Source organism: Vibrio sp. IB15, from assembly GCF_016406055.1.
Classification (GTDB): domain Bacteria; phylum Pseudomonadota; class Gammaproteobacteria; order Enterobacterales; family Vibrionaceae; genus Vibrio; species Vibrio chagasii.
Genome location: NZ_JAEFCE010000023.1, coordinates 13,443 through 35,955 on the forward strand (window position 1 = coordinate 13,443; position 22,513 = coordinate 35,955).

Consider the following 22,513-nt stretch of genomic DNA (forward strand, 5'->3'; position numbering starts at 1 on the left):
CAGTGAAGAGGCCAATTAGCTGGCCTCTCCTGAAAATTAAATAAAAAATAATAATGAGGAAGAACCATGTCTGTCGTGATTTATCATAACCCACGCTGCTCAAAGAGCCGTCAAACGCTTGAACTGCTTGAAAAAAACGGCGTACAACCTGAAGTAATCAAGTACCTAGACACACCTTTCACTGTTGAACAGCTAAAAGTACTGTTCACTCAGCTTGGTTTTAGCAGCGTTCGCGAGATGATGCGCACAAAAGAGACAGACTACAAAGAAGCGAACCTTGGTGATGCTTCTGTATCTGATGAAGACCTATTTTCTGCCATGGCTGCGAATCCAAAACTGTTTGAACGCCCAGTAGTTGTGGCAAATAACAAAGCCAAGATTGGTCGTCCACCTGAGCAAGTACTAGAGATTCTGTAAGCGGCTATGAGCATCAACATTCTTGTTCTCTACTATAGTCGTCACGGCAACACACAAGCTCTCGCAAGGCAGATAGCACGAGGGGTGGAGTCTATCCCTGAGTGTGAAGCTATGCTGAGAACGGTTAACGATGTATATACCGTAGAAGAGCAGCCAGACTCTCGCTATCAACCCACAGACCCAATCGCCACACTTCAAGATCTCCGTTCTTGTGATGGCTTGGCGCTTGGTAGTCCGGTTTGGTTCGGCAACATGGCTGGGCCGATGAAGCACTTTTGGGATAGCACTACATCATTGTGGATCAATGGCGATCTTATCGATAAGCCAGCTTGTGTATTTACCTCTTCTTCATCACTGCATGGTGGGCAAGAGACAACACAGCAAAGTATGATGTTGCCACTGCTTCACCATGGAATGTTAGTGGTAGGTATCCCCTACTCAGAGCCTGCATTGCATACCACTCAAACCGGTGGTACGCCCTATGGCGCAAGCAGCACAGGCGAAAATGCTTCATTAAGCAAAGAAGAAATTGAGTTGGCGCAGAACCTAGGCAAACGCCTCGCGCGCATCGCGATAAATCAGAAGGGAATCTCTCAATGATGTACATGTCAGAGAAGGCGATGTCTCCTAAGACAAAGCTATTCCGCTACCTAGCATTAGCAGGCAACCTATTACTGTTAGGTTGGGTTGTCGCTTGGCAGATGACGCTTTCACCGCATCCTCACCTAGACAATGTCACACTCGCTATCGTTTGGGCTGTTCCGTTACTGTTGCCATTACCTGGCATTTTAATCGGCAAGCCTTATACGCATGCTTGGGCAAACTTCATCTTAATGCTCTACTTCCTGCACGCATTAACCATCCTATACGTAGATGGTGGTGAACGCTTATTAGCTGCTGTTGAGCTACTGCTGACCACGATTGGCTTCGCCGGAAATATCCTATTTACCCGTTTCCGCGCTAAAGAGTTAGGCATCAAGCTTAAGCGCCTTTCTGAAGTAGAAAAGAAAGAGAAAGCGAAGTTCGAGCAATAAGGTTGGATTCGACATACCCAATCAGCTAGCTCAAGCAATTATCGAACAAACAAAAAGCCCTGCGAGATTTCTCTAGCAGGGCTTTCTTTTTATTTCTCTTCGCCTACTTACTCTTCATATAGACGATGAATGTCAGCAATTACCTAACTACGATTCCACTCGTATACCAAGCTTGGCTTTGCATGCTGTGGAGCTGCGGCTTCTAGCGCTTCGCTACCCGCACCTTCGGAGTTAGCGTCCGAGCCAGCTAGCGTATCATCACCAACAACTTCATTACCTTTGATCACTTGAACATCAGTATCCGCGTCAGTAGCTGTTGCTTCAGTATCAACTACAGCCGTTGAATCATCACCTACAGACATAGTGTTGTCTTGTGTCTCAAATTCAGGGCTTACTTCTGGTTCGATGTAAGACCCTTCAACCTTCACAACTTGGCGAATACTTGCCACTTCTTGCTCAAACTCTTGTTGAGTCGACAGCAAGTGAATACGGAACGTCACTTCGTTGTTTTGAATCTTAAGAATATCTAGACTAGCAACCGAGTTTAGACGCTTAAGTGCATTCTCTAGCTGGAAGAAGTCTTGAGCATTATTCAAGCTAATAAACTGAGTTAAAATCGACTCTGATGACTCACTCGCCACCGTCACCGCGCTTTTACCCGCGTAGTAGTTACTGATTTGGTCAACTAGCTTCTTCGAAGCCGTTGCACTGTTACCCGACACTGAACCTGTGATTGGTGCCGTTGGCGCGCTAGTTAACTGACTTGGTTTTTGGTCGTACAGCGTCCAACGCAACCCTGAAGATTGAGCTTTAATCACTAACACTGCATCTACTGGGTAGCGTTGACTTGCTCTGCTAATTGGTGAAACAAAGCTGCCCCATAAATCTGAGGTCGCGATACCAGTGATATCGTCGAAGTCACCCACTGGCAGAGTCAGAGGTAAACCACGATCTTTTGCACTTGCTTGCATTTGAGCAGCAAGTGGTGAGTTCGAGTGCTCCCACACAATGTTCTTATCGAAGCTGTCTTCTTCCACCAGCCAAACCAAGATGTTTGAGCGAGTTTCAGGCCAGTACGGCAGTTGTGCTTGAGTCAGTAGAGAACGGATTTGGGCACCATTAAAACGCATACGCAATGTTGATTGGTCATTGCGCTCACCAAAACTCATTTGAGACATGTACTGCGCACTCTTACGCATCGCCTTTTGGATGGTCTCATTTGAAGCAACGTCAGTTTGACCAGTCGCACGTATCAATACCTGCTCCATACCGGTATTTCTTGCCACTTGTTCTGGTTGTTTGTCTTCGGCGTTAATCGCAACTTCAGCACTAAAGATATCGACTTTAGTTAAGGCGTAACTCGGGAAGGCTAATAGTCCCATCAACAACAATGCTATGTAGCGCATATTGATCCTAATATTCAATGCTTGTGCCTTGATGATAAGCAACTATGGATTGAGGGGCAAGGTCGTTAGCGCCCACTGTGTTTAATAACCACAAAATATCACCTGACCATGATAAAGCGCTAACTTATAAACCGAATTTTCGGACCTTGTTCGATATAAAACATCACTATGATAAATAAATTTGATCTATTTTGTGTAGCAATCGATTGCTAAGTGATAGAATCGCGCGAATTTTATTTTTCACTTTTCATATAACGACCAATCTAAGGACATATCATGAAAAATGCATTGCAAGGTGCACAAATGCTGTTTGTAGCTTTTGGTGCACTTGTACTCGTGCCGCTACTGACAGGACTTGATCCCAACGTTGCACTCTTTGGCGCAGGTATCGGTACCCTTTTATTCCAACTTATTACACGCCGTTCAGTGCCAATCTTCTTAGCGTCTTCTTTTGCATTCATCGCGCCTATCATGTTTGGCATCCAAACTTGGGGTATTGGTGCAACCATGGGTGGCCTAATGGCAGCAGGTGTTGTGTATGTATTGATGGGTGCTCTTATCAAAGTGAGAGGCGTTGGCTTTATTCATAAGCTGCTTCCACCTGTGGTTGTAGGCCCTGTGATCATGGTGATTGGTTTAGGCTTGGCACCAGTTGCGGTGAACATGGCTTTAGGTAAGACAGGTGACGGCGCTGTTCAACTGGTTGATGCAGACGCAGCACTTTGGATCTCATCGGTTTCACTGCTAGTTACCGTCATCATCAGCGTATTCTCGAAGGGTTTCCTAAAGCTACTGCCTATCTTCGGCGGTATTATCGCAGGTTACATTACGAGTCTATTCTATGGCGCAGTCGACTTTGCACCCGTAGCGCAAGCATCTTGGTTAGCACTACCAAACTTCACTATGCCTGAGTTCAACATCAACGCTATCTTCTTCATGGTGTTTGTTGCGATTGCACCTGCCGTTGAGCACGTAGGTGACATGCTGGCGATTTCTAACGTGACGGGTAAAGACTACCTTAAGAAACCTGGCCTGCACCGCACAATAACAGGTGACGGCGTGGCAACAATAGCAGCATCTATGTTGGGCGCTCCACCAAACACAACTTACAGTGAAGTAACTGGCGCGGTGATGCTAACGAAAGCGTTTAACCCTGTAATCATGACTTGGGCTGCAGTAACCGCTATCGTTCTTGCATTGGTTGGTAAACTGGGTGCGCTTCTACAAACTATTCCAGTTCCGGTAATGGGCGGAATCATGATTCTTCTGTTTGGTTCTATTGCAACAGTAGGCTTGAATACTCTTATCAAAAACAACGTTGACCTACACAAATCACGTAACCTTGTGATTGTGGGTATTACCCTAGTATTCGGTATTGGCGGAATGGCTTTTGGTATCGGCGACTTCAGCCTACAGGGCGTAAGCTTATGCGGTATCGTGGCGATTCTACTTAACCTAGTACTTCCTGAAGAGCTAGGTGACAACACTGTGGTAGACAAGGCTCAAATCGACTAACAGTTAAGTCTGGTTAGATGCCGACAAACTGGAAGATAAAAAAAGGGAGAGCATCGAATGCTCTCCCTTTTTATTAATACGTGTAATTAAGTGAATTCATTAAATTACAACAACGGAACCCACTTAATCTAAAAACCGAATTACTTAGTACCGAAGATCTTATCACCAGCATCGCCAAGACCAGGAACAATGTAGCCCTTGTCGTTTAGCTTTTCATCGATTGCAGCAGTGTAAAGTTCAACATCTGGGTGCGCTTTTTCTAGAGCCGCAATACCCTCAGGAGCCGCTACAAGAACAAGAATCTTGAAGTGCTTACAACCTTTCTCTTTCATTAGGTCGATAGTCGCGATCATAGAACCACCCGTTGCAAGCATTGGGTCTACCACTAGAGCGATACGCTCATCGATGTTAGATGCAAGCTTGTTGAAGTATGGTACTGGCTCAAGTGTTTCTTCGTCACGGTAGATACCAACAACGCTGATACGTGCACTTGGGATGTGCTCTAGAACACCGTCCATCATGCCTAGACCAGCACGCAGGATTGGCACTACTGTTACTTTCTTACCTTTAATTTGGTCAACTTCAACTGGGCCGTCCCAACCATTAATAGTTACACGCTCAGTTTCAAAGTCTGATGTCGCTTCGTATGTTAGAAGGCTACCCACTTCTGTCGCTAGCTCACGAAAACGCTTAGTGCTAATCTCACCTTCACGCATCAGGCCAATTTTATGTTTTACTAGCGGGTGTTTCACTTCAACAACTTTCATTTCCAACTCCGGCAATATTTAAACAAACCTGTAGATTATACACGAACTCTGTGGTTATTTCAGAATCTTTATTCTAATAAAAAAAACCGCGCAAACGTTTGCTCTTCATATTCAAGCCCTGTTAGAATAGCGCCGTTTTCACATCCAACTTAAGTTCGAGGACTATCCCGTGAGTGGTAATACTTCTTCTCTAAGCTACAAAGACGCTGGTGTTGATATCGACGCAGGTAATGCACTAGTAGACCGTATTAAAGGTGCTGTTAAACGCACTCGTCGCCCTGAAGTAATGGGCGGTATTGGTGGCTTTGGCGCCCTATGTGAACTTCCAACGAAATACAAAGAGCCAGTACTTGTTTCAGGTACTGATGGTGTTGGTACTAAACTTCGCCTTGCTTTGGATCTGAAAAAACACGACACCATTGGTATCGACCTAGTGGCAATGTGTGTGAACGACCTAATCGTTCAAGGTGGTGAGCCTTTATTCTTCCTAGACTACTACGCAACAGGTAAGCTAGATGTAGACACAGCAGCAGACGTTGTTTCTGGCATCGCTGAAGGTTGTGTGCAAGCTGGTTGTGCACTTATCGGTGGTGAAACCGCTGAAATGCCGGGCATGTACGAAGGCGACGACTACGATGTTGCTGGCTTCTGTGTTGGCGTTGTAGAAAAAGCTGACATCATCGACGGTACTAAAGTAGCTGCAGGCGACGCACTTATCGCTGTTGGCTCAAGTGGTCCACACTCAAACGGTTATTCTCTAATTCGTAAAGTTCTAGAAGTTTCTGGTGCTGATAAGAATGAAGAGCTAGAAGGTCGCACTATCGGTGAACACCTACTAGAACCAACTAAGATTTACATCAAATCAGCACTTAAGATGATCGCTGAGCATGACATTCATGCTATCTCGCACATCACTGGTGGTGGTTTCTGGGAAAACATCCCACGCGTACTTCCTGAAGGTACTAAAGCAGTGATTGATGGTAAGAGCTGGGAATGGCCTGCTATCTTCAACTGGCTACAAGAGAAAGGCAACGTGGAAACATTTGAAATGTACCGCACTTTCAACTGTGGTGTAGGCCTTGTGGTTGCTCTACCTAAAGACCAAGCAAACGCTGCTGTTGAACTACTGAAAGCTGAAGGTGAAAACGCTTGGGTTATCGGTGAGATCGCGAACGCGGAAGCAGGCGAAGAGCAAGTTGAAATCAACTAAGTGAGCACTTCACTTAATTAGTTAATCAATGAGGACCTAATGGTCCTCATTTTGCTATTTGGCCCGCAGAAAACCTTAGTTTATGTAGGTAATATAGATACCAATCGTAGTAAGTAACTGGTCATCCTAGCTTGTTAAAACGCTCGATCACGTCGTTAGAAATTTTGATTGTAGGATAACTACTTATCTAAAATCTCTGCCTTGTTCTCAAGCCTTTTTCCTGCGCTATTTATGAGCACTTACTTACTGTGATTGGTATAAACTCCAGTTAATCAATCATATGACCCACTTTATGAAAAACAATCACTCTCAGAAAACCACTCAGTCTCAGAAAAATATCGTTGTGTTAGTTTCAGGAAGCGGCAGTAACTTGCAGGCGATCTTAGATGCTTGCGATAGCAATATGATTGATGCTTCAGTCAAAGCTGTCTTCTCAAACAAGGCAGAAGCATTCGGCTTAGAACGAGCAAAAAATGCTGGCGTCGATGCACGCTCAGTGAATCCAAAAGATTTCGGCTCGCGTGAAGAGTTTGATCATGAGCTGATGATTCAGATCGACGCCTATCAACCAGACTTAATCGTACTGGCAGGCTATATGCGTATTTTGAGTTCAGAATTTGTTCGTCATTACGCAGGAAAAATGGTCAATATCCACCCTTCTCTGTTGCCTAAATACCCGGGTTTACATACCCACCAGCGTGCAATTGATGCCAAAGACAAAGAACACGGAACGAGTGTGCATTTTGTAACAGAAGAGCTTGACGGTGGTCCTGTTATCTTACAAGCCAAAGTCCCTGTGTTTGAGGACGATGATGCCGAGCTGCTGGCGGGGCGAGTACTCACTCAAGAGCACGCAATCTATCCGATGGTTTGTAAATGGTTTGCAGAAGACCGTTTATCTATGGTTGATGGACAAGCGGTGTTAGACGGAAAAGTACTAGGCAAACACGGTTACGCAGAAGAGTAGTATCGAAAATACAAAAAGGCAGTTAACTGACGAGTGCAGTTAACGGCCTTTTTTATCGAATCAAGTAATGAGACGTTTAGCTCAATGGTTCAGTAGGCGCTTGGCTTGCGACCTTTTTAGGAGCATAAGCGACATCTTCCAGCTCTTTGTGATTATTGCCAATCAATTCACCTGAATGGAACAAGGCGTATTCACCCGGCTTCATTCTAAACCACTCTTCATTACCAGTGAGGGGTTGAGTAGCCACTACCGTCACCACATCATTCGGTGTGGTTTCTTCTTGGAAGTTAATCTCGACGTCTTCATCGATCAAGCTCGCGTTACCAAAAGGCGCGCGTCTCGTAATCCAGTACAAATGGTTGGTACAGTATGTCATTACGTACTCGCCATCGCTCAACAACATGTTGAAAACGCCCTTCTCTCGTAGCTTGTCGCAACACTCTGCAACGAAGCGGAACATGCCTTCCATGTCTTGTGGTGGTTCAGGGAAACGCTCTTCCAGTTGCTTAAGTAACCAACAGAATGAACGCTCGCTGTCAGTTTCACCAACCGGTCTAAAACGCCCACTCACTAAGTCATCGTAATCTGATAGTTGGCCATTGTGAGCAAAGGTCCAGTATCTTCCCCAAAGCTCACGAGTGAAAGGGTGTGTATTCTCTAGATTAACACCACCACGGTTGGCTTGACGGATGTGGCTGACAACAGCTTGGCTTTTAATTGGGTAGTTTTGAACCAATTCAGCTATCTTAGATTCACAGCTAGGGTTAGGATCTTTAAAGGTACGAAAGCCCTTGCCCTCATAAAAGGTGATCCCCCAACCATCACGATGTGGGCCAGTATTGCCACCGCGCTGCATAAGACCAGTGAAGCTAAAACAAATATCCGTTGGCACATTCGCGCTCATACCGAGCAATTCACACATGGTTTAATCTACTCCCTATTAAAACCAATAGAGCCACAAACCTAGGCTCTATATGTCTGTAAAACTGTTATTCCATCTCTTTTTCGACAAGCTGAATCACAATATGGATGATCTTAATGTGAATCTCTTGGATGCGGTCTGCGTAACCAAAATGTGGTACACGGATTTCAATGTCCGCGCAACCTGCCATTTTACCGCCATCTTTACCAGTCAGAGCGATAGTCTTCATGCCTTTCGCTTGGGCTGCTTCAATGGCTTTTAGGATGTTGCCTGAGTTACCAGACGTTGATAGACCGAATAGCACATCGCCTTTACGGCCAACCGCTTCTACATAACGAGAAAATACGTGGTCGTAGCCGAAGTCATTACTTACACAAGATAAGTGGCTAGGGTCTGAAATCGCAATACCAGCGTAGCCTGGGCGGTTTTCACGGTAGCGGCCAGTCAGCTCTTCTGCGAAGTGCATTGCATCACAGTGTGAGCCACCGTTACCACAAGAAAGCACTTTACCTTCTTGTTTGAATGAGTCAGCAATCAGTTTTGCCGCCGCTTCAATTTGAGCAATGTTATGGTCATCACTCAAAAACTTGTTAAGAACGTCAGCAGCTTCGTTCAATTCACTTTTGATTAGGTCTTGGTACATAAGGCTTATCTCTTATTTTTATGACGCAGCTTAACGTGCGCGACATGAGAGCTGAGGTTTTTTCCCTCTTTTACCTGAGTTTACCCACAAACATGAAATAGTGTCGACACTTAAGCCCAAAGATTGCCACCTTAATTAGTCAGTCATCGCCGATTCGTCCAAATAATCGCCACCAACCTCTCACAATTAGAACTTTAACTCTACTCAGATCACTTTTTACCCAACTTTGAGTTTTACAAATATTTAATATTTTGTTTACACTTGACTGGTTAGACCTCTTACCTAAAACTTAATAACAATAAGTGATCTCTGAAAAGGAAATCGATCATGAACATATTGCTCTCCCTACTCGGCATGACAGCTATCTTAGGTGTCTGTCTCTACCACAGAGTTAACTTGGTACGCGCATTAATCGCATTAACTGGAACGATGGTAGCTTTAACGCTATTCGGTGACGTAGCGGTTACTGGCTGGCTTTGTTACCTATTAGCGGTTGCTATTTTTGCTGTCCCAGCCATTCGTCAAACTCTCATCAGCCAAAAAGCGCTTTCTGTATTTAAGAAAGTACTACCGGCAATGTCTCAGACAGAAAAAGAAGCACTGGAAGCCGGCACCGTTTGGTGGGAAGCAGAGTTATTTAAAGGCAAGCCTGAATGGAAAAAGCTACAAAACATCGCTGATCCAAAACTGTCTGAAGCAGAACAAGCCTTCCTAGACGGCCCGGTAAACACGGTGTGTGAAATGGTCAATGATTACCAAGTCACCCATGAGCTTGCAGATTTACCGCCAGAAGTGTGGCAATACCTGAAAGACCATAAGTTCTTCGCCATGATCATCAAGAAAAAATACGGCGGTTTAGAATTCTCAGCTTACGCTCAATCTTTGGTTCTACAGAAGCTGACGGGCGTTTCCAGCGTCCTTTCATCAACGGTTGGTGTACCTAACTCGTTAGGCCCAGGTGAGCTGTTGCAACACTACGGCACAGAAGAACAAAGAAACCACTACCTTCCACGCTTGGCAGAAGGTAAAGAGATCCCTTGTTTTGCCCTAACTAGCCCAGAAGCAGGCTCTGATGCTGGCTCTATCCCAGACTACGGTGTGGTATGTAAAGGCGAATGGCAAGGTGAAGAAGTTCTAGGCATGCGCCTAACTTGGAACAAGCGCTACATCACTCTCGCACCAGTTGCGACCGTACTTGGCTTGGCCTTTAAACTGCGTGACCCAGATGGCTTACTGGGTGACCAACAAGACCTTGGCATCACATGTGCCCTTATCCCAACCGATTTGAAAGGTGTGGAGATTGGTAACCGCCACTTCCCGCTTAACGTTCCTTTCCAAAATGGTCCAACTCAAGGTAACGATATTTTCGTTCCTATTGATTTCATTATTGGTGGTCAGAAAATGGCAGGCCAAGGTTGGAGAATGCTGGTTGAATGCCTGTCAGTTGGCCGTGGTATCACCCTGCCATCAAACTCAACGGGTGGTATCAAAACAGCGGCACTTGCAACGGGCGCTTACGCTCGTATCCGTCGCCAATTCAAACAACCAATTGGTCGCATGGAAGGGGTTGAAGAGCCACTAGCACGCCTCGGTGGTAATGCTTATGTCATGGATGCAGCAAGTAACCTGACCGTTGCTGGTATTGACCTTGGTGAAAAACCTTCGGTTATCTCTGCAATCGTTAAGTATCACTGTACGCACCGTGGTCAACGCAGCATCATCGATGCAATGGACATCGTAGGTGGTAAGGGTATTTGCTTGGGTCCATCTAACTTCCTAGCTCGTGGCTACCAAGGCTCTCCGATTGCGATTACCGTTGAGGGTGCAAATATTCTGACTCGTTCGATGATCATCTATGGTCAAGGTGCAATTCGTTGTCACCCTTACGTACTTAATGAAATGGAAGCGGCTTACTCTGAAAGTAGCGATGCTCTAGACAAGTTTGATTCAGCGTTAGCAGGGCACGTTAGCTTTACGCTAAGTAACCTAGTTCGTAGTTTGTGGTTTGGTTTAACTGATGGCCGTGGTTCGGACACACCAACACCTGCCAATAACACCGATAAGCAGACAAAGCGCTACTACCAACAGCTGAACCGTTACAGTGCTAACCTAGCGCTACTGTCTGACATTTCAATGGCTGTATTAGGCGGCTCACTGAAACGTAGAGAGCGTCTATCTGCCCGTCTAGGTGATATCCTGAGTCAACTTTACCTTGGTTCTGCAACACTAAAACGCTTTGAGAGCGAAGGCAGCAATGCAGAAGATCTACCGCTAGTACACTGGGGTATGCAAGACAGCTTGCGTCAAACTGAAGTGGCAATTGATGAGTTCTTAGCAAACTTCCCTAACCCAGTGGTTGGACGCCTTCTACGTGTTGTATTGATGCCATTTGGCCGTATTCGCCGCGCACCAAACGACAAACTGGACAGCAAAGTTGCACACATCCTACAAACACCAAGTGCAACACGCTCACGTATCGGCCGTGGTCAATACTTAGCGGATACTCAGTACAATGCCGTAGGTAAGATCGAGAAAGCATTGGAGGTTATTCTTCAAGCTGAGCCTCTGTTCGACAAAGTCTGTAAAGAGACGCATCAGAAACGCGCCTTCCTACGACTGGATTTGGTCGCTCAATTAGGTCTTGAGAAAGGCATTCTGACTGAGAAAGAAGCGGCACTGTTAGAGAGTGCAGAGCAACATCGACTGTACACCATCAACGTTGATGACTTCTCGCCAGAGGAACTAGCAGCAAAGCCCCAGTATCCGGGCCAATCGATAGATAACGTAGCCTAGATTTAGCTATAAAAACAAAACGGGACTCCTATGAGTCCCGTTTTTTTATTCTAGATATGATGAACTGTCACATGTTCCGAGTGCGAGATTGAGTAGCTCTCTCAAAATAACTCAATCAAGCAGATGGTTACTTAGGAGACTTAAGTTGCATCTCTGGTTGAGCTATCTTCTTGGCAGTCACTTTACGAACCACAAACCAAATCAGTAGACCCAATAGAATAGCAACCACGTTACCTACCCCAATAATAATCATACTGCGTTGTCTGTCTTCTTCTCGCTTCTTGAGTATCATCATCTCAGTAGCGATACGCTTTTGCTCGGCTAACGCTTCTTCTTGCAGGCGGCGGGATTCCGCTAAATCAATATCTTGAACCACACTGTAAGAGTGCTCGGAAATAGGGAACGTCAATGGGCGCTGGCTAGAAGCATCGGTGGCATAAACCATTCCAGACCAGTTATAAATCCCAAGTTCACCATTATAAGGGATCTCCAAAGGCACCTTCATCGCATCGACATCTGCTTGCCCTTGCTTGTACATCACGTATTCATCTGGTGCTTTATGCTCAACGTGCACCGCTAACGAACTCGGCTCTATCATTCCCTGCTCGCCAGAGACCACGATAGTATGAGGTAAGCCATCTTTGCGAGACTGGATAAAGGTGGTGGTGATAGGTGTCGGATAAACCAAAATTTCTTGTTCTTGCGCTCGTAAAAACACGCCATTGCCGGAAGTGATGCGCGCGCGGTATTTGCCCGGCTCTATATCGATAGGTAAAGATACAGTGAAGACGCCGTCCCCTGCTTTTTCATCAAGATCAACGCCATCGTCAGCAAATTCACCCATCACAACAGGGACTGGGCGCGCTTCTCTCATTAAAGATTCTTCGTTTTCGACAAATTTAGTAAACGTCACCTTGAGCTTCACTCGATCAAGGAAATCACGCAGCACCAAGGGCTTACCATCAGAGGTGAGACGGGCAGTGAATTTAATACGCTCTGTCTGGTACAGCTTGTTTGGAAATTCATTCGCATCCAAAACAAGATGAGACAGTAGCTTGATATTGTTCTTAGGAGAGACCTTACCTACCGCTTGCCATGGGCCCGGCATCGGCTTATCAATAGAGACAATGTCCATTGAGGATTCTTCATACCAACGGACATTATCAGCGTTACGCCAAGAGTAGTATTTCTTGCCATCAGGACGAACTAAGACGACAGGTTTAGAGTTATCGGCTCGATAAATTATAAAGGTAATTTGTTCTATGCTGGGATCAACTCGGAATCGGTTGTCCAATAAACTCATTACGGATTCTGTTGCCGCGTGCAAGCTAAAGCTTAACAGCAGCAAACAACCGGTGGCCAATACCCTTAACATACTTTCTCCCTACTGACGCCAGAGGCAGCTTCCGCTTTTCTCGACGAGATCTAAACGACTTTGATGCGCTTCTACTTCATCGGCCGTTGCTCGTAAAACCTTTAGGGATTTTCGACCACTTTCTACTCTTCGGATACTTTCTACGCCGCCTTCTTGCTGACCAGCATTAAATTGCAGTGACGTTTGTCCGCCCGTCATCAATAAGTAGACGTCGGCTAGGATCTCCGCATCGAGCAAAGCGCCGTGAAGGGTACGGTGCGAGTTATCGATGCCATAACGTTCACATAAGATATCTAGGTTGTTTCTTTTACCCGGGAATATCTTTTTCGCCATGTCCAGGGTATCGGTAACTTTACAGTAATCCTCTGTCTTACCGATAGTAGGGTCCAGTTTCTCAAACTCGTAGTCCATGAAGCCGGTATCGAAGGGCGCGTTGTGAGCCACCAGCTCAGCGCCTTTGATGAAGTCGAGAAACTCTTTGTGGATGTCTTGATATTCCGGCTTATCAACCAAGAATTCATCAGTAATACCGTGAACGCCAATCGCCTCTTCTTGAATAGCGCGATCAGGCTTGATGTAAACGTGGAAGTGGCGTCCAGTTAACTTACGGTTGATGATCTCTACGGCACCGATCTCAACGATGCGGTGACCCATGTAGTGAGGACCACCTTCGGTATTCATACCGGTTGTTTCGGTATCGAGTACGACGATGCGCTTGTTTTCATTCGAACTGTTTTTTTCGTTCGCGGTTTGTTCTGGAGTGCTACTGGTATTCATAAGGATAACTGTGTCAGACTATGCCGATAATGTGCTTGAGGTAATAGTATCAAATCATGACGAAACAAGTTGAAATTTTCACTGATGGTTCTTGTTTAGGCAATCCAGGGCCTGGCGGCTACGGCATCGTACTTCGCTACAAGAAAGTAGAGAAGACGCTCGCGCAAGGCTACACCCTAACGACCAACAACCGCATGGAAATGCTCGCTGCTGTTGTTGCACTGCAAACCCTAAAAGAGCCGTGTTCTGTGATTCTGACCACCGATAGCCAATACGTTCGTCAAGGCATCACTCAGTGGATACATAACTGGAAAAAGCGTGACTGGAAAACCGCCGACAAAAAACCGGTAAAAAACGCTGATCTTTGGCAAAAACTCGATAAAGAGACAGCACGCCACACTGTCGATTGGCGCTGGGTGAAAGGACACGCAGGTCACCGAGAAAATGAAATGTGTGATGAGCTGGCGCGTACCGCTGCCGAAAACCCAACCCAAGAAGACACAGGCTATCAGCCAAGCTAATATTGGGAACGGATAAAGATATCCGATAGCAAAAAGCCGACTACGAGTCGGCTTTTTCTGTTTTTAGCGGGCGCAGCGCACGAATGGAATGCAACGTGCAGCGAGTATCTGTTCTAAAGCTTGCACCGACCGGAGAGAAGCGTCGTTTGAGGTGCCAGTGTGGCTTAATAGGCTTAAGTGGATAGGTGCGCTTGCGAGCGACAATAAAGTATTGGCTTCCAGCAAATGAGGCGCAACCTCCCAAAGCATTTTCAAGCCAGGTCCACATCGCTTGATACTTACTCATCGGGAACAATGCATAAGTATCACAATGAATCACTTCATAGTTCAGAACGCCCAACCAGTCTTTTACACGACTTGGCGTATACATTCGCCCACTCCACGGTAAACTGTTCTTACGCCAAGGCATTAAACTGGCAAGCCCTGTGACACTGAATGGGTTAAAGCCGGTGATGATAATGTAGCCATCGTCCATCATCACTCGGTCGACTTCTCTTAATAACCGATGTGGGTCATTGCTATAATCTAATTGATGACTCAGTACCACAACATCAAAACTTTTCTCCAAAAAGGGCAAATTATAGCCATCCGCTATCACATTATGTAATGGGTTCTGGATATCTAGGTTTACTTGATGTTGAATGTTGCATGTGCAGCTAGAAATCTCACTGCTGAGACCGCCGAGCTTGAGCATATGGTAACCAAATAACTTTGGACACCACTCATCTAGTCGAGTTTGAATTGATTCTCTCAACCAGTCCCCATTGTGCAATTGTGCCCAAGTGTAAGGACGCTCAAACTTCTTTCTGCTACGTGCTGGCTTCATCAATAATCTGTCTCACTTATTCTGTCGCACTGAAAGTGACTGGAGAACCAATAATGTTACATATCAAAAGCATACCTGCATTTAACGACAATTACATCTGGCTGATTGAAAATAGCGATCGCCGTTGTGCTGTCGTCGACCCCGGCGATGCAGCTCCAGTATTAGAGTTCTTAGCACACCATGAGCTAACTTTAGATGCAATCTTGATTACGCACCACCACCACGATCACATTGGTGGCGTTCCAGAGTTAGTTAGGCAATTCCCAGGTGTTGATGTTGTAGGCCCGAAGAATGAGCCTATCCCAACATTGACACACCCAGTGGATGATGGAGACCAACTGGAGTTGTTTGGCGAAGTATTCTTGGTTCTTGGGTTAAGCGGGCACACGGCGGGCCATATCGGTTACGTTGGTGATGCAAAGCTATTCTGTGGCGATGTAATGTTCTCAGCGGGCTGTGGTCGCATCATGGAAGGCACTCCGCAACAGATGTTTGATGCATTAAATAAGATTACGGCGCTTCCTCAAGAAACCGAAGTCTATTGTGCACATGAGTACACAGCAGCCAATATCGCTTTCGCACTTGCAGTTGAGCCAGATAACCAACATTTGCAGCAATATCGCGACCAAGTGAACCGACTTCGCGCACAAAATAAGTCGACCATCCCCACAAATTTGAGACAAGAGAAGTTTGTGAACCCTTTCTTGCGCTACACCGAACCAAGTGTAGTGAAATCAGTATCTAATCGCACTGAACAGACCGATCCTTTGTCGGTATTTACCGCTTTACGTGCGTGGAAGAACGAATTTTAACAAATACAGACTTGTCACTTATAGGGAGTGGCAAGTATTATCATCGGCCGTTTATTAAAAAGGCTGTAGCATGCGAGTTAAGTACAGCTGGGCTTTGGTATTACTACTATCTGGTTGCCAATTAACTCAGTCAGAGAATCCAGACCAAGCTTCCGAGCAAACCAACACATCTCATACAGAAGTTTCTCAAGCGAACGTTTCACCTGAAGCGACCAAAGAAGAACAAAAAGTTGAAGCACCTGTCGTTACTCCACAAACACAAGAAGATGTTTGGAAACGTATTGCGATGCAACTTGAAATGGAAGTACCAGACCAAAAGAAGGTCGACTACTACCGAACTTGGTATCTAAAACACCCTAGTCATCTAAAAACCGTCTCCAAGCGAGCTGAGCCTTTCCTTTACTTGATCACCACCAAGATCGAAGAAAGAGACCTACCTTTAGAACTGGCATTGCTGCCGGTTGTTGAAAGCTCGTTCGACGCATTTGCTTATTCTCACGGCAGTGCTGCTGGTCTATGGCAATTCCTCGCTGGCACGGGTAAAGACTACGGACTTGAGCAGAACTTCTGGTACGACGGCCGCCGTGATGTTGCCGCTTCAACCGATGCTGCGTTAGGTTTTCTAACCGACCTAAACAGACGTTTTGATGGCGACTGGCAACACGCAATCGCGGCATACAACAGTGGTGGTGGTCGTGTAAACAGCGCAATTCGTAAGAACAAGAAGCTTGGCAAACCAATCGACTTTTTCTCACTAGACCTGCCGAAAGAGACTAGCAGCTACGTACCTAAACTGCTGGCACTGGCAGACGTAATTGCCAACCAAGAAAAGTACGGCATTGATATTCCTGCAATTCCAAACAAGCCAGTACTAACTCTAGTTAACCCAGAAGAGCAACTGGATTTAGCAATCGCAGCTAACTACGCAGGCATTCCAGTAAAAGAACTGCAAGGCTATAACCCTGCCTATAACCAGTGGGCGACGGCACCAGAAAAACACCAACAATTACTGCTTCCCCTAGACTCAGTTGAAAAATTCAACAAAGAAGTCACGGCCAACAAAGGCAAAGGCATGAAGCTAGTACGTTACAAGGTTCAATCTGGCGACAGCATCAGCGTACTGGCAAACAAATACAACACCACCAGCAAAGTGATTCGCTCAGCGAACGGTTTAACCAACAACAACATTCGTATTGGTCAACATCTACTGATCCCAACCTCGACCAAAGACGATAAGACTTACGCACTCAGCGCTTCTAACCGCCTAGCAAGCACACAGTCAAAGAGTCGCGGTCAATATAAGCTAACCCACAAAGTAAAAAGTGGTGACAGCTTATGGACCATTGCGCGTGCCAATAAGGTATCTCACCAGTCACTAGCGAAGTGGAACGGTATGGGCCCACGCGACACGTTACGAGTTGGTCAAGAGTTGGTCATTTGGAAGAACGGTTCTGACGGTGCCATCATCCGAACTATCTTCTATAGCGTAAGATCAGGTGACACAGTCAGCGGTATTGCATCAAAGTTCAAGGTAAAAAGTTCAGATGTTGTAAAATGGAACACTTTGCTGAACAAGAAATACTTACAGCCAGGACAAAAACTCAAGCTGTATGTTGATGTAACTAAGGTAAGTGTATGAACCCGTCAAGTAACCCACTCGTCATGCTGTTGGATATATTCCGTTCACCAACAGCTTGTTTCTTAGCGCTTTATCAGCGAAGTGCTTGGGGATGGCAACCCTACGTCGTATTAATGCTCAGCCCATTTTTATTTTGGGGTGCTTATTTTTCGAATGTAGATTTTGCTTGGTTAAATGCTGAGCTATCTAAGCAATTAGCTCAAACAAACCCAGACCAGTTGGCGTTACTTGATAGTAATACTCTACTTGCCAGTGAAATTATCAGCGATGTGTTTAGCCGCACGCTCACTATCGTTCTTTTGGCATTTTGGTTTAACCTTGCAACCAAACCAAGCCAACATCAGCATAGCTTTTGGCGATGGTTTGCAGCAGCATCAGTTATCATCTTCCCTGCAGTTTTAGGTGATATTGCGAGCTACGCAAGTCTAATCCTAAAGCACGGTCATGTGATGAACTACGCCGCTGACTTGAACAGCTTAAACGGCTTAATCAAGTTGCCGCTTACAAGTGATTGGTCACAATTTGCTAGCTCTTTACCACTGCTACTGCCTTGGTACATCGTACTTGGTTACGCAGCGGTATTAACGTGGACAGAGTTTGAGCGTGGACAAGCACTGGTAATTTCAGGCTTGCCGTGGATTGGCTATTACCTAATCTGGGCTATCTACATTTTAGTTTCGTAGATAACCGTTACTGAGTCTTATCTTTACGCTATTTAGCCTTAAAAGTGACTAACATTGGATTATGATCAGAAGCGTCCGTCATGGGCGCTTTTGCTTTTTCTACCTCTAGCCCACGATAAAATACATGGTCTAGCACTAACCCCGTTATGAACTGAGTGCGGTTATCAGGCTCAAAAGCGACCTCCGCCAAGCCTACCTTTTCCAATGCCTCTTTCAATACGGTAAAACGAGCCTCACTCCAGCTATTAAAGTCACCAGCAAAAATAACTGGCCCACGATACTTTTGTAGATTGTCGGTTAAGCTCTTGAGTTGAGCTTCATAATCTTCAGTACCAAAGGTAAAGTTCACAGCATGAATGTTGATCACCGCCAACTCCTCACCATTGCTCAACTTGTAACGGGACCATAGAGCAGACTTAGGTAACTGCAACCAAGGCTCTTCATGAGTATAAGCACAAGCCTCGATAGGCAAATGAGTCGCGAGGTTGAGCACACCAGCACTTTTTTCAAATGCCTCAAACGCATTGACTCGAGTACTTCCCCATTGGCCACTCGTTACCCACTGACGAAGTCCATCCGTCATACTGGCTTCTTGCAGCAATACTAAATCGCTTCCCGCTGTCAGCTTATTGAGTTCCGTCTGCCAATGACTGCGATTTTGCTTATAAATATTCCATACTGTGAGGCTTAAGCCGTCAGACACATCCAGCGCTTTAGGTTCAGAGTTTTGGTAGCAACTGTAGATGTCATTGCTGGTATTTGGAGAAGACGTAATAAGATTGGGCTTATTTGGGATCACGAAAATAAAGTGAAAACTAACAACAGCCAGTGTTATCAGTAATGTGATAACTATGATGGTTTTCTTGAACATAAAGCACCCTACCAGAAATGAAAAAGGAGCGATAAACGCTCCTTTTAGGGTAATAGTTTTTTATACGGCGTCTTCGTCTTCTTCGCCAGTACGAATACGTACCACACGTTCAACGTCAGTGATGAAGATCTTACCGTCGCCAATTTTACCAGTTTGAGCCGTCTCGATAATGGTATCAACACATTGGTCTGCTACTTCATCAGTAACAACGATCTCTAACTTAACTTTAGGCAAAAAGTCGACCATGTACTCTGCGCCACGGTATAGCTCAGTATGACCCTTTTGGCGTCCGAAACCTTTAACTTCAGAGACCGTCATACCCGTAATGCCCACTTCTGCAAGCGCCTCACGTACATCATCAAGTTTGAATGGCTTGATAATGGCTTCAATCTTTTTCATGTTCATCCCTTAAACTGTGCGAATGGCTCATTATCGGATAGCTATAGTAAACATTCAATGAAAAAAGCCAGGGCTTTAAAGCTCTGGCTCGAAATTCATCGTATTGTTTAATCTGTGCTTTAAGAAGGGTTTACTTAAGGCTTGCGTAGTAAGCAGCTAAATTAGCAATATCTTCATCATTGAGCATTGAAGCTTGAGCCTGCATTACAGCAGCCAAACCGCCGGTGCGCTGGCCGTTCTTATATGCGTTGATTGATGAAGCAATGTATTGCTCGTTTTGACCTTTAAGGTTTGGGTAACCCGGGATCACTGCGATACCGTCAGCACCGTGACAAGCTGCACATACTACTGCTTTTGCTTGTCCTGCAGCAACATCACCTGCCAGAGCGTTACCACTCAATAGTCCAAGTCCAAGAACTAATCCTAGTGTAATTTTCTTCATTGCATATTCCATTAATTATTTTTATTAAAGTGACATAGAATTGTGACACAAACTTTTTCTAGTTGCTCCAAAGCGCTTCACAATCTTGACCATCGTAGTTTTTATCTACGAATAATCCTAAAACAGCGATCACTCGATCACCATCCATTAATATAGGCGTTCTGCGCCTCAGCCAGCTAGGCACTTGGTACTCTTGAAACAGCTTCTTGAGCTTCCTGCTATGTCCACGCCCAACTGGGTGCGCCGATAAACCTTCAGGATTAAAGGTAACACGTAATACCGCGTTTTGGTCTGGTAAACTGAACGTTTGTACCCGACGACCAGGTTCGGATTCAGATACCCCAGCGTGTAAGCTTACATCTCCCAAGCCATCAGGCAGAAGCAACTTTCCGCCAACAGTAATATCACCTTGCCAGCCCGATAGATCTTTAATCTCTCGAACCAAATAGAGTTTTTGATTAAAACGCCTAACTTCAACGTCGTTTAACACCAGTTTAGGATTAGCATCATGCTGAGCACACGCTACTTCCTCCCAGATAAGCTGGAGTTGCTTTTGGCTCGGCATCGCTTGCTGGCAATGACCTAACCACATTCTCAACAAGCGCGCTCTTAGTAAAGCAGATTGCTCAGATAAAACCTCTATGCTCAAGCTCTGGTCATCACCGAGGGCTTGTTGCAAGTGGGAAGCTAATAGCTCATCTAGCAACATCTCTTGCTCGGCACAGAGCTGAGCGCTGCGACTGACAGACTCTCGAAAACTGGGCCAACGCTCGGTCAGCACCGGAGTCACTTGGTGGCGAATAAAGTTACGGTCGAAACGCACATCCTGATTACTTTCATCTTCAACCCAAGTTAACCCCATACGGCGAGCGAACGCTTCAATCTCTGCTCTGGTCACTGACAGCATAGGACGAACAATATAAGCACCTGAAAATGGCATCACTTTCGCCATCGATGAGAGGCCTTTAGGACCACTGCCGCGCTTTAACGCTAATAGAAAAGTCTCGACTTGATCATCGACGTGTTGCCCAGTAACCAGCACATCCCCTTGTCGCAGATGCGATTTGAAGGCGTTATATCTGGCGTCTCGAGCGAGCTTTTCAATACTTTCACCACTATGAACATCCAGTGAGACACGCTCCACTACCAAAGGCACTGACAAATCATCGCACCATGCTTGGCATTGCTCAGCCCAGTAGTCCGCATTCTCACTCAAGCCATGGTGAACATGGATTGCCTGACAATCGATACCATGATCTTGGGTGTATTGCGCAGCCAACTCCAAAAGCACTCGTGAATCAACCCCACCACTAAAGGCAACCACCAGCCGGTGAGGCTTGATTGCGCTTTGGTCAAATACAGAGGTAAACGTTTCGATTAAGTGAGTCATGAGGCTTAATGAACCAAGAAAGTGTTTGAAAGGTAATATTTAAATAATAAAAAAGGGTTGGCACTGAGTCCAACCCTTTCATCATCTTGTTACATAAAGTCCGCCTTCGAATAAGGCAGCTTATTAGCAGTAACCGTAGCTCATTAGACGCTGGTAACGACGCTCAAGAAGCGTTTCGTTATCAAACTGCTCTAGCTCTTCTAGTTGCTTAACTAAAAGATCTTTCATGTTCTGAGCGGTTTGCACTGGATCACGGTGTGCGCCACCTAGCGGTTCAGGGATAATTTCGTCGATAAGCTCAAGCTCTTTAAGACGAGGAGCAACTAGGCCCATCGCTTCAGCTGCTTGTGGTGCTTTATCTGAATCGCGCCATAGGATTGAAGCACAACCTTCTGGAGAGATTACCGAGTAGGTAGAGTACTGAAGCATGTTCACGTAGTCACCAACACCAATTGCTAGTGCACCACCAGAACCGCCTTCACCAACAACGTTACAGATAACTGGAACAGAAAGACCAGCCATAACCTTAAGGTTTTTAGCGATAGCTTCAGACTGACCACGTTCTTCTGCGCCAACACCTGGGTATGCGCCAGCCGTGTCAATGAAAGTAATGATAGGCATGTTGAAACGCTCAGCAGTTTCCATTAGGCGAAGTGCCTTACGGTAACCTTCTGGCTTTGGCATACCAAAGTTGCGAAGTACTTTTTCTTTAGTTTCACGACCTTTCTGGTGACCAATAACCATAACAGGACGGCCATTTAGACGAGCCATACCACCCACGATTGCTTTGTCGTCAGCGTAAGCGCGATCGCCCGCCATCTCTTCAAATTCAGTGAATGCATGCTCCAGGTAATCTTTTGTGTAAGGACGTTGTGGATGACGAGCAAGTTGAGCTACCTGCCATGCACCTAAGTCGCTAAAGATTTTCTGTTTAAGCTCTAAGCTTTTTTTCTCTAGTTGTTCGATTTCTTTGTCTAGATCTACCGCTGTGTCACCACCGTGACGCGAAACGTCACGTAGCGCTTCGATTTTTGCTTCAAGTTCAGCGATAGGCTTTTCAAATTCTAGAAAGTTCAGGCTCATCTATGAATCCTTGTTGATTCA

23 protein-coding genes are annotated in these 22,513 nt (G+C 45.6%); 11 read left to right on the top strand and 12 right to left on the bottom strand.

Annotated elements, in window-relative coordinates:
- The first annotated feature begins 66 nt into the window (after nt 1-66).
- From arsC to JC606_RS10720, 3 genes are read left to right on the top strand one after another with little or no spacing between them, the layout of a single operon-like run.
- The gene (arsC, locus tag JC606_RS10710; RefSeq protein ID WP_105025415.1) at nt 67-417 is read left to right on the top strand and encodes an arsenate reductase (glutaredoxin); all 351 of its coding nucleotides are present in this window, start codon (nt 67-69) and stop codon (nt 415-417) included.
- A 6-nt stretch (nt 418-423) separates the two neighbouring features.
- The gene (wrbA, locus tag JC606_RS10715; RefSeq protein WP_198778578.1) at nt 424-1,017 is read left to right on the top strand and encodes an NAD(P)H:quinone oxidoreductase; all 594 of its coding nucleotides are present in this window, start codon (nt 424-426) and stop codon (nt 1,015-1,017) included.
- A complete protein-coding gene (locus tag JC606_RS10720) occupies nt 1,014-1,451 on the top strand; it encodes a DUF2069 domain-containing protein (protein WP_137407886.1) in 438 nt (145 codons plus the stop codon). The genes wrbA and JC606_RS10720 overlap by 4 nt, the downstream gene beginning before the upstream one ends.
- 143 nt (nt 1,452-1,594) lie before the next feature.
- On the opposite strand, the gene JC606_RS10725 is transcribed toward JC606_RS10720, so the two are convergent.
- Nucleotides 1,595-2,857: a DUF2066 domain-containing protein gene (locus JC606_RS10725; protein WP_198778579.1), complete on the bottom strand. Its 1,263-nt coding sequence runs from the start codon at nt 2,855-2,857 to the stop codon at nt 1,595-1,597.
- Nucleotides 2,858-3,133: 276 nt separating this feature from the next.
- Here JC606_RS10725 and JC606_RS10730 point away from each other — a divergent pair, with 276 nt between their 5' ends.
- Complete coding sequence (locus tag JC606_RS10730; RefSeq protein ID WP_008222947.1) at nt 3,134-4,372, top strand: uracil-xanthine permease family protein; 1,239 nt, start codon at nt 3,134-3,136, stop codon at nt 4,370-4,372.
- A gap of 140 nt (nt 4,373-4,512) precedes the next feature.
- Here JC606_RS10730 and upp read toward each other — a convergent pair whose 3' ends face one another.
- Nucleotides 4,513-5,139, bottom strand: a complete 627-nt coding sequence (gene upp, locus JC606_RS10735; RefSeq protein ID WP_004738627.1) for a uracil phosphoribosyltransferase — start codon at nt 5,137-5,139, stop codon at nt 4,513-4,515.
- A 169-nt stretch (nt 5,140-5,308) separates the two neighbouring features.
- Here upp and purM point away from each other — a divergent pair, with 169 nt between their 5' ends.
- A complete protein-coding gene (purM, locus tag JC606_RS10740; protein ID WP_137407888.1) occupies nt 5,309-6,349 on the top strand; it encodes a phosphoribosylformylglycinamidine cyclo-ligase in 1,041 nt (346 codons plus the stop codon).
- 292 nt (nt 6,350-6,641) lie between these two features.
- Entirely contained in the window at nt 6,642-7,316 is a 675-nt protein-coding gene (gene purN, locus JC606_RS10745) for a phosphoribosylglycinamide formyltransferase (protein ID WP_128159696.1), read from the top strand.
- Between the two features lie 76 nt (nt 7,317-7,392).
- Here purN and JC606_RS10750 read toward each other — a convergent pair whose 3' ends face one another.
- Both JC606_RS10750 and lpcA read right to left on the bottom strand, forming a co-directional pair.
- Nucleotides 7,393-8,238 carry a class II glutamine amidotransferase gene (locus tag JC606_RS10750; protein WP_063524584.1) on the bottom strand — a complete coding sequence of 282 codons (846 nt, stop codon included), beginning with the start codon at nt 8,236-8,238 and terminating at the stop codon, nt 7,393-7,395.
- A gap of 67 nt (nt 8,239-8,305) precedes the next feature.
- Nucleotides 8,306-8,881, bottom strand: a complete 576-nt coding sequence (lpcA, locus tag JC606_RS10755) for a D-sedoheptulose 7-phosphate isomerase (protein WP_008222941.1) — start codon at nt 8,879-8,881, stop codon at nt 8,306-8,308.
- Nucleotides 8,882-9,208: 327 nt separating this feature from the next.
- Here lpcA and fadE point away from each other — a divergent pair, with 327 nt between their 5' ends.
- Entirely contained in the window at nt 9,209-11,674 is a 2,466-nt protein-coding gene (gene fadE, locus JC606_RS10760; RefSeq protein WP_198778580.1) for an acyl-CoA dehydrogenase FadE, read from the top strand.
- A gap of 127 nt (nt 11,675-11,801) precedes the next feature.
- Here the strand turns inward: fadE and JC606_RS10765 are convergent, their stop codons facing one another.
- Both JC606_RS10765 and dnaQ read right to left on the bottom strand, forming a co-directional pair.
- Nucleotides 11,802-13,049: a TIGR03503 family protein gene (locus JC606_RS10765; RefSeq protein ID WP_198778581.1), complete on the bottom strand. Its 1,248-nt coding sequence runs from the start codon at nt 13,047-13,049 to the stop codon at nt 11,802-11,804.
- 9 nt (nt 13,050-13,058) lie between these two features.
- Nucleotides 13,059-13,826: a DNA polymerase III subunit epsilon gene (gene dnaQ, locus JC606_RS10770; protein WP_137407892.1), complete on the bottom strand. Its 768-nt coding sequence runs from the start codon at nt 13,824-13,826 to the stop codon at nt 13,059-13,061.
- Nucleotides 13,827-13,882: 56 nt separating this feature from the next.
- Here dnaQ and rnhA point away from each other — a divergent pair, with 56 nt between their 5' ends.
- Nucleotides 13,883-14,347, top strand: a complete 465-nt coding sequence (gene rnhA / locus JC606_RS10775; RefSeq protein ID WP_008222935.1) for a ribonuclease HI — start codon at nt 13,883-13,885, stop codon at nt 14,345-14,347.
- A 40-nt stretch (nt 14,348-14,387) separates the two neighbouring features.
- Here rnhA and JC606_RS10780 read toward each other — a convergent pair whose 3' ends face one another.
- A complete protein-coding gene (locus tag JC606_RS10780; RefSeq protein WP_008222934.1) occupies nt 14,388-15,173 on the bottom strand; it encodes a class I SAM-dependent methyltransferase in 786 nt (261 codons plus the stop codon).
- A gap of 53 nt (nt 15,174-15,226) precedes the next feature.
- Here JC606_RS10780 and gloB point away from each other — a divergent pair, with 53 nt between their 5' ends.
- The 3 genes from gloB to JC606_RS10795 all read left to right on the top strand — a co-directional run bounded on the left by gloB (nt 15,227) and on the right by JC606_RS10795 (nt 18,307).
- Nucleotides 15,227-15,985 carry a hydroxyacylglutathione hydrolase gene (gene gloB, locus JC606_RS10785; protein WP_198778582.1) on the top strand — a complete coding sequence of 253 codons (759 nt, stop codon included), beginning with the start codon at nt 15,227-15,229 and terminating at the stop codon, nt 15,983-15,985.
- 70 nt (nt 15,986-16,055) lie between these two features.
- Nucleotides 16,056-17,624 carry a LysM peptidoglycan-binding domain-containing protein gene (locus JC606_RS10790; protein WP_137407894.1) on the top strand — a complete coding sequence of 523 codons (1,569 nt, stop codon included), beginning with the start codon at nt 16,056-16,058 and terminating at the stop codon, nt 17,622-17,624.
- Nucleotides 17,621-18,307 carry a YIP1 family protein gene (locus JC606_RS10795; RefSeq protein ID WP_198778583.1) on the top strand — a complete coding sequence of 229 codons (687 nt, stop codon included), beginning with the start codon at nt 17,621-17,623 and terminating at the stop codon, nt 18,305-18,307. The genes JC606_RS10790 and JC606_RS10795 overlap by 4 nt, the downstream gene beginning before the upstream one ends.
- Before the next feature lie 28 nt (nt 18,308-18,335).
- Here JC606_RS10795 and JC606_RS10800 read toward each other — a convergent pair whose 3' ends face one another.
- The 5 genes from JC606_RS10800 to accA all read right to left on the bottom strand — a co-directional run bounded on the left by JC606_RS10800 (nt 18,336) and on the right by accA (nt 22,492).
- On the bottom strand, nt 18,336-19,178 hold the full coding sequence (locus tag JC606_RS10800) for an endonuclease/exonuclease/phosphatase family protein (protein WP_102423665.1): 843 nt from the start codon (nt 19,176-19,178) through the stop codon (nt 18,336-18,338).
- Between the two features lie 60 nt (nt 19,179-19,238).
- A complete protein-coding gene (gene glnB, locus JC606_RS10805; protein WP_004738609.1) occupies nt 19,239-19,577 on the bottom strand; it encodes a nitrogen regulatory protein P-II in 339 nt (112 codons plus the stop codon).
- 130 nt (nt 19,578-19,707) lie between these two features.
- Complete coding sequence (locus JC606_RS10810) at nt 19,708-20,019, bottom strand: c-type cytochrome (RefSeq protein ID WP_198778584.1); 312 nt, start codon at nt 20,017-20,019, stop codon at nt 19,708-19,710.
- 58 nt (nt 20,020-20,077) lie between these two features.
- Complete coding sequence (gene tilS / locus JC606_RS10815; RefSeq protein WP_198778585.1) at nt 20,078-21,409, bottom strand: tRNA lysidine(34) synthetase TilS; 1,332 nt, start codon at nt 21,407-21,409, stop codon at nt 20,078-20,080.
- 123 nt (nt 21,410-21,532) lie between these two features.
- Nucleotides 21,533-22,492 carry an acetyl-CoA carboxylase carboxyl transferase subunit alpha gene (gene accA, locus JC606_RS10820; protein WP_198778586.1) on the bottom strand — a complete coding sequence of 320 codons (960 nt, stop codon included), beginning with the start codon at nt 22,490-22,492 and terminating at the stop codon, nt 21,533-21,535.
- Between the last annotated feature and the right edge of the window lie 21 nt (nt 22,493-22,513).